General features: G+C 60.3%; 9 protein-coding genes. 1 reads left to right on the forward strand and 8 read right to left on the reverse strand.

Going from position 1 to position 6,892, the window contains the following annotated elements; genetic code table 11:
- Positions 1 to 44: 44 nt before the first annotated feature.
- The 7 genes from WB528_RS14050 to WB528_RS14080 form a co-directional block, all read right to left on the reverse strand.
- A complete protein-coding gene (locus tag WB528_RS14050; protein WP_423889020.1) occupies positions 45 to 263 on the reverse strand; it encodes a DUF2478 domain-containing protein in 219 nt (72 codons plus the stop codon).
- A gap of 117 nt (positions 264 to 380) precedes the next feature.
- Positions 381 to 668: a hypothetical protein gene (locus WB528_RS14055; protein WP_423889021.1), complete on the reverse strand. Its 288-nt coding sequence runs from the start codon at positions 666 to 668 to the stop codon at positions 381 to 383.
- A gap of 59 nt (positions 669 to 727) precedes the next feature.
- Entirely contained in the window at positions 728 to 1,387 is a 660-nt protein-coding gene (locus tag WB528_RS14060) for a DUF3306 domain-containing protein (protein ID WP_423889022.1), read from the reverse strand.
- Positions 1,384 to 1,896, reverse strand: a complete 513-nt coding sequence (locus WB528_RS14065) for a DUF3305 domain-containing protein (RefSeq protein WP_423889023.1) — start codon at positions 1,894 to 1,896, stop codon at positions 1,384 to 1,386. Before WB528_RS14065 ends, WB528_RS14060 begins: the two co-directional genes overlap by 4 nt.
- Positions 1,893 to 2,900 (reverse strand): DUF6352 family protein, encoded by a 1,008-nt coding sequence (locus tag WB528_RS14070; protein WP_423889024.1) that lies wholly within the window; start codon positions 2,898 to 2,900, stop codon positions 1,893 to 1,895. Before WB528_RS14070 ends, WB528_RS14065 begins: the two co-directional genes overlap by 4 nt.
- The gene (locus WB528_RS14075) at positions 2,897 to 3,433 is read right to left on the reverse strand and encodes a DUF6505 family protein (RefSeq protein WP_423889028.1); all 537 of its coding nucleotides are present in this window, start codon (positions 3,431 to 3,433) and stop codon (positions 2,897 to 2,899) included. The genes WB528_RS14070 and WB528_RS14075 overlap by 4 nt, the downstream gene beginning before the upstream one ends.
- Positions 3,430 to 4,152 carry a biotin/lipoate--protein ligase family protein gene (locus WB528_RS14080; RefSeq protein ID WP_423889025.1) on the reverse strand — a complete coding sequence of 241 codons (723 nt, stop codon included), beginning with the start codon at positions 4,150 to 4,152 and terminating at the stop codon, positions 3,430 to 3,432. The genes WB528_RS14075 and WB528_RS14080 overlap by 4 nt, the downstream gene beginning before the upstream one ends.
- Positions 4,153 to 4,367: 215 nt before the next feature.
- Between WB528_RS14080 and WB528_RS14085 the strand changes: the two genes are divergently transcribed.
- A complete protein-coding gene (locus WB528_RS14085) occupies positions 4,368 to 6,362 on the forward strand; it encodes a 4Fe-4S dicluster domain-containing protein (RefSeq protein WP_423889026.1) in 1,995 nt (664 codons plus the stop codon).
- An 83-nt stretch (positions 6,363 to 6,445) separates the two neighbouring features.
- Here the strand turns inward: WB528_RS14085 and WB528_RS14090 are convergent.
- On the reverse strand, positions 6,446 to 6,892 hold a 447-nt coding region (locus WB528_RS14090; protein ID WP_423889027.1), incomplete at its 5' end, for a DNA-3-methyladenine glycosylase family protein.

The following is a 6,892-nucleotide window of genomic DNA, read 5'->3' on the forward strand; positions in this document are numbered from 1 at the left end:
ATGTCCTGCCGAACCGCCTGGCAGGCCGAAACCGCAGCGGACCCTTACAGGTGACAGACTTCCGATCCAGAGCCCAAATCTTGAAAAATCGGATAGCTGCGCTCATCCGTGATGCTTCGGAGTCGCCCCGCGCTACAGGCACGATCGGCCAGACCGTGGCTCTCCTCGATAACACCCGCAATGCGCGCGAATGGTTGCCAGCGACCGACTAACGAACGGAATATGTCCTGCACGGAGGAGCATTCCCTCCACAGCGGCGACATCCTCTTCCGAACGTTTCATAATGCGACTTCTCGAGACGAGAGCTATTCCGTCCATTCCAGACGAATGCTCAAACATGTGGCGTACATGTATAACGAATATATCCTTCACCGAGCAGATTACAGGAAGCAAGCGAACATGGCGGGAGCGGGGATTCCAGCTTTGCACGCCAATGCTTTGTCAGCCGCTTCGTCTTTGTCTTCACGATTGGTGGCGTCTCCAACGTCCTGCTGCCAACGTTGCGGCCGCCGGTGAGCTGCACGCCATAATCGCGTTGTCGCGAATTTTGCGTTGACCGCCTGCAGCAGAGATGGCTTGTTTGAAGTCCTCGATCCGCCATCGTCAATTTTTGTCATTCTTTCCGCGTGTTCCACTTTGGGATCGCGCACGACCTGACGATCGTACAATGATTACAAGCTATTGTCCCCCATTGTTTATATTTTATTGGAGTGGAACTTTAAGCCGGTTAGTCAATCTTGCTACCCGGTGCGCCTTGCTGCGCGCCATTCGCATCGGATGGCGATAGCTCCACGCCCCGCGCAACATGCGCATCGGCTGGCGATGGGCCGGCGCCCGCGTCAACGTCCGGCGTGGTAACCTCAGGTGTCGCAGTGGCAGTAGACAGCGTTTGCAGCGGCGATAAATCCCGCTGCATCGCCGGCCTTTCCGGCACCAAAGGCTCACTCTTTTCGCCTATCGGCGCTTCGAATACCCGCGCGAGCAACCGTGGAATCTCGTCGGCCTTGATTGTGCCGAAGCCGAGGATGGTGTTGGGGTCGTTGAAATCCCACCCGTTCTCAACCGGCCCAATGTAGTCCCGGATTGACGGATCGGAGCTCCACGCGCGACGAAGTGCCTCACGAGTCAAGTCCGGCGGCACGCCCGGACGTAGAAAGTCACGGATATCGGTGTCGGCGCCAATCGAGTCGACCAAGGGAAGATTCGCGGGATCGAAGCCGCCTAGGTCCACAACGACGCCGTCGTCTTGCGGCACCGGCGTAGCTCGCTGCTCGTCCTCGACCTGCTCGTCACGCTGCGGCTTGATCGCCGCTTCCGGCGCACCGGCTTCCGCGGAATCCCGCTTGCGCCGCGACCAGCGTTTGAGGAAATTCTCACGTTCACTCATCGCTTCTCATCATCGCTGTGTGGCGCGCGGCGCGCCATCTTCTCCGGATTTGCACGGTCGCGTTTACGCTTTACGAACGCGCGTTCGACATGATATTCGGCCACGAAGGCGGCAACAGCATCCTCGATCGTCGGCGGCATCGGCACGGTATCGACGATTTCGTCGTTGCCGAGACCCGCGATTGCTTCGGCCTCCGCCGGATCGGCGGTCACGATCGACAATCGGCAGAGCGGCTCGACACCCGTAATCTCCAGCACCACCCATAGCACCGGCTCACCGGTCATCAAGTTGTTGCGATAATTGCCGGTCTCGGTGCGATGCAGTTCAATCTCGGCGGCGCCGGCATAGAAGGTTGCGCGCTCGCCATTGTCGGTGAGCTGCGTCCAGGCAGGCGTATCGGGCACGCCGGTAAGCACACTCGCGGTACTCCACTGGAATCCGGCCCAGGGGCTCGCGCCCTTGCTGCGCTCGACCACAATGCCGACCCCTATGGAGACGAGTGGTTTCATCCAACCGCCTCCAAATGCTTGACCGGCAATCCTGTCACCAAATTCTGTGGTTTCATGCGGATCAGATTATCGGGCGTAACGGCGAGAATAAGGTAGGCAGGCTCTCCCCGCATTCGGTCGAGACCAAGCATAGGATCGTCGAAAGTCAGCCGGAACAGGCCGACTACCTGCGCCATGGTAGCCTCGTCGATCTCACGGCCGTGCCATATCAGATCGCCGATCCGAGTCGCTTCGGCATCGAGTCCGACATACCAGGTCAACGGCGCGTTGCGCAGTTCGGTGAGAGCATCGATTGTCACACCGACGCCGAGCAGATGCGTGATCCAGCGCCGCATCGCTTCCGCTAACGCGTCGAGACCCGCACGGCCGGCGGTCAAATCGAGGGCCATATCGAAGCGGTCACTGCGCTCCCAATAGCCCGGTGCATTTTCCTCGTTGAGCACGTCGATATTGGCTTCTGCAGGAATCCCGAGCATAGAGACGAGGGGCGACAGCGGCGCACCGCCAGTGCCACCGACCGTCTCCTCGTCTGCAACAATCAAAGACCCCTCGTGCAAGGTCACGCGCTGTACACGAAAAAACAACTCGGCGGCGCGCAGCACGCGCGCATCGGCGACGCCATCGAGAGCATTGCGCAGAATCGCGTGCACCAACTGGTTGATGAACAAGGGCGGTATACCGGAAGGCCCTTTGCGGCAGAGTTCGATGTAAGCCGATTCCAGCGTCTTGTGACGCAACATATGGTCGCGGAAAGCAATGAGCAATCGCCAGTTCTCGCGCGCATCCGCATCCTCAATGGTTGCGATGGCCGACGCGTCAACGTGACGGCGTGGATTGGCGAACAATGCGCTGTGCAGCGCGCGCTCGGCCGCACAGGCTTGCGCCGGCGGCGTCAGTTCGGGCCGCGCCAGGTACACCTTGAGAAACTCGTCGGTCACGGCCAGCCCGCCGCCGTCCTCACGGTCGAGCAGATGATGCCCGCAAGAAAGCCAGAAGTCTGTCATTTATCGGCCCCCGCTATGCCGATGAGATCGAGCGTTTCGCCGGGCTCCTCCACGTCGCCTTCCACTTCCATGAAGGAGAAAGCCCGAGCGGGCGGCTTGCCTTGACGCGGCCGCAAGGTGCGGAACTGCTCGCGAATGCTTCCGTCGTCAAAGCTGCGATGCACGGCGATCAATGTGTCGCGCGGCTGGCTGCACAGCGACTGGGCAAAGTCGACCTCGTCCTCAGCCGCGAGGCGGGCGGCATGCATATCGGGCGCGCCGCAACGCTCGATGAGCCGTTGCGCCAGCAGATCAATCAAGAAGGTGCGGTCTTCGGGCCTGGCATCCACAATCTGGACCAAAGTCGAGTGACCGAACGAAACGACTCCGAGAAGACCATTACGAAAGGCGGTGCGCGCCTTGCCCTCAAGTCGCGCCGTGTCGCTCGCCCAAAACATGAAGGCACCCGAGACCGCCCACTCTCCCGGCTCGGCGGCGCGCTCGAAGACAAACGTGTCCGACGGATCGAGCCTGATGGTGCGCAGCAACTTCATGTATAGGGCATCATTGTCTTCGGGTTGATCCATGACGGGCTTGCCAGCCTTTGCACCAACGATTTGCGCTCGCTGCCCCTGGCGGCGCCACGCAACACTAAGTCGCCGTTTTCATCGATATCGTTGCGCAGACCTTTTTCGCACGGCAGTCGCTGCACGTAGTCGCGCATGACAACGGCAAAGCCGCTTTCCTGCCAGGCGTCAACCGCGACCATGAAATGCCGGCTGAAGCTCTCGATCAAATGGTCGGCGCTCACTTCGCCGAAGCCTTCCTCTTCCAGCGTCGTGTTGGAAGGATTTGTGCCGGCCTCGACGCCGCTTGTTGAGGCCATGCGGACCATCGCGCCAAATACCATCCATTGCGGGATCTCCTCTTCGCCGGTGCGCGTCGGCCAGGCCAGCCGCGCTCCACCGACCAGACCATAATTGATGTAGATCGCATCCGGCCATTCAATACCGATCGCGGTCTCCGGCGCGGCATGTGCGGCAAGCGCATCGATGAGTGCTATCATGCCGGCATAGAACACGCGCCGCGCGCTTCGCAGCGGCTCCTCCGGTTCCAACACCAGTGCGAATTCGGCCAAGTCGAAACGGCCCACATGTACGAGCGTGCCGGCACCACTTTCGGCGGCAATCGTCTGCGCATGGGCAAAGGCGTCGCCCACTTCTCGCAAGCGCACTGCGTTAAACACCGGAGGCAACGTCAGATTCCGATCCATCGCTTCACGCCAGGGTGATCGCGTCATCAGCGCCAGGATGCTTCCCGATCAGGTTTTTATCTTGTAATGATAATATTTATATGGTTGCGCGTCCCAAGGCCAGTCCCGCGGCCAATCGAGGCGTAGAACGCAGTCACAGACGCGGGTCAATGGAAAGACAGCCAGCCGCTATGCCCAAATCGCACAAAGTTCTACTCTGTACCTGCGAAGATAGCATGCCGATCGACGGCGCGACGCTTCGGCGCTGTTTGCGCGATACCGAGGTGATCGCAGGCCGGCAATTCTGCCGTGCCGAACTCGAGCGGGCGCGCGCCGTGCTCGCCGGCGATGGTGCGGTGACGATTGCATGCACTCAAGAAGCGCCGCTATTCCGCGAAATTGCAGAGGAACAGAGTCGCGCGGAACGGCTTACGTTCGTCAACATTCGCGAAGCCGCCGGATGGTCAAAGGACAGCAAAGCAGCCCGTCCAAAAATGGCGGCATTAATTGCAGCGGAGGCAGTAGACGTTCCCGCGCCGGAATATATCGCGCTCGAAAGCGCCGGTGTCGTTCTCATATACGGCAGGGATGAGCAGGCGATCGAAGTCGCACAACTTCTGAAAGATCATCTTGACGTCACAGTCCTCATCGATGCGGCAGCCGACTTGGCGCCCGTTCGGATCACTGAATTCCCGATCGTCAAAGGCAAGATTCGTCTTGCAAAGGGGCATCTCGGAAAATTTGAGGTGACCATCGACGGTTATGCCACGCCGAAGCCTTCGTCACGCGGCTCGCTCGAATTCGACGGCGCGCGCGACGACGCACAGTCACGCTGCGACATCCTGATTGATCTCTCCGGCAATACGTCGTTGTTCCCGGCAGCAGACCTGCGCGACGGCTATCTGCGCGCCGATCCAGGCGATGCGGCGGCGATGCTGCGCGTGGTACTCAAGGCACGCGACCTTACCGGCACTTTCGACAAGCCGCGCTATGTAAACTTCAGGGCGGATATCTGCGCCCATTCCCGCTCGAAGATCGTGGGCTGCCACCGTTGTCTCGATCTTTGTCCGACGGGCGCGATAAGGCCTGACGGCGATCACGTCATGATCGACGCCGGTATTTGCGCTGGCTGCGGTCAATGCGCCGCGGCCTGCCCAACCGGCGCAGCGGCTTACGCGCTCCCGTCTTCGGATGCGCTGCTGCGCAAGTTGCGCACGCTGCTCGCAACTTATCATGCGGCCTCCGGCAAGCAGGCGATCATCCTATTTCACGACGAGACGCACGGCAACGAAATGATCAGCGCTCTTGCGCGTTATGGCGACGGATTACCGGCAAACGTTCTGCCGGTCGCCGTCAACGAAGTTACGCAAATCGGCCTGGAGTCGATCGCGGCGGCTTTTGCATATGGGGCGTCCGCGGTGCGTTTCCTGCTGCGTGCGAAACCGCGGCACGACATCACCGGTCTTGCACAGTCGATAGCGCTCGCCCAACCCATTCTGAGTGGACTAGGCTTTGCCGGCGTCCGTGTTGCCACGATCGAGGCAGACGATCCTGACCTATTCGCGGAGCATCTGGACGCCATTGTGCTCATGGATGGGGTACCGCGGCCGGCTACATTTTCAGCGGTGGGAGGAAAACGTGAGATGGTGCGCCTGTCGCTGCGCGAGCTGCACGCAGCGGCGCCATCTCCGATTGACGTTGTTGCGCTGCCGCACGGAGCGCCTTTTGGAACCGTCAACGTCGATGTGGCTGGCTGCACCCTGTGCTTGTCTTGCGTTTCCGCTTGCCCGACCGGCGCACTGTCGGACGATTCCGAGCGGCCGATGCTTCGTTTCGCGGAGGATGCGTGCGTGCAATGCGGCTTGTGCAAGGCGACTTGTCCCGAGAAGGTCATCACTCTACAGCCACAGATCGACTTCCGAGCAGCCACTGCCACGAGCCGGATTATCAAGCAGGAGGAGCCGTTCCTTTGCATTCGCTGCGGCGAACCGTTCGGCACCAAAAGTTCGGTCGAACGCGTCGTCGCCAAGCTCGAAGGCAAGCACTGGATGTTCAAAGACTCCATGAAACGCCTCGATGTCATCAAGATGTGCGCCGACTGCCGTGTTGGCGCAGTGGTTGAGGACAACTTCGATCCATTTGGCGCGCCGCCGCGGCCGCGTGTGCGCACGACCGAGGATTATTTGCGCGAACGCGAGCGCGAGCAGACTGAACGCGAAGACAATATCTGAAACGGACGGGAACGGGAGACGCATGGCCGTCACCCACTCGTTGAATTTCTGCTTGACGGTTCGAAGAAGAGCCGCCGCGCACCTCATCGAGGCGTAGTCAGAATATTCTTTGTCGTCTCGGCATGGTTTGTCGGCATAGGTTTGGCACGCCGCCGCAAGCGCCAGTGCACAGCCAGATAGAACGCGGCGAGTCCGCGAAACGGCTTGAACGCTGCAAGTGCATCTTCAAGTTCTTCTGCCGTCAAGCGGTGTCCTTTGCCAAAGTAGTGCCCGACAACGCGGCGCAATCCGGTATCGGCCGAGGGCAGGCTGTCGGACCGGCCAAAGCCGCGACCGAGGATGTACTGGACCGACCATTCGCCGAAGCCGCGATGGCTCAGTATTGCATCTCGGATCCGCTCATCGGTTTTTTCCTGGAGTGTCGCAAAATCCAGACCACTGTTCGCTATCCGCTTCCCCAGGCCCTTTATATATTCAGCCTTTCGAAGAGACAGGCCACATTTGCCGAGCTCGTCCAATGAGGCCGCTGC

It is taken from the genome of Bradyrhizobium sp. (genome assembly GCF_049586575.1).
Classification (GTDB): Bacteria; Pseudomonadota; Alphaproteobacteria; order Rhizobiales; family Xanthobacteraceae; genus Bradyrhizobium.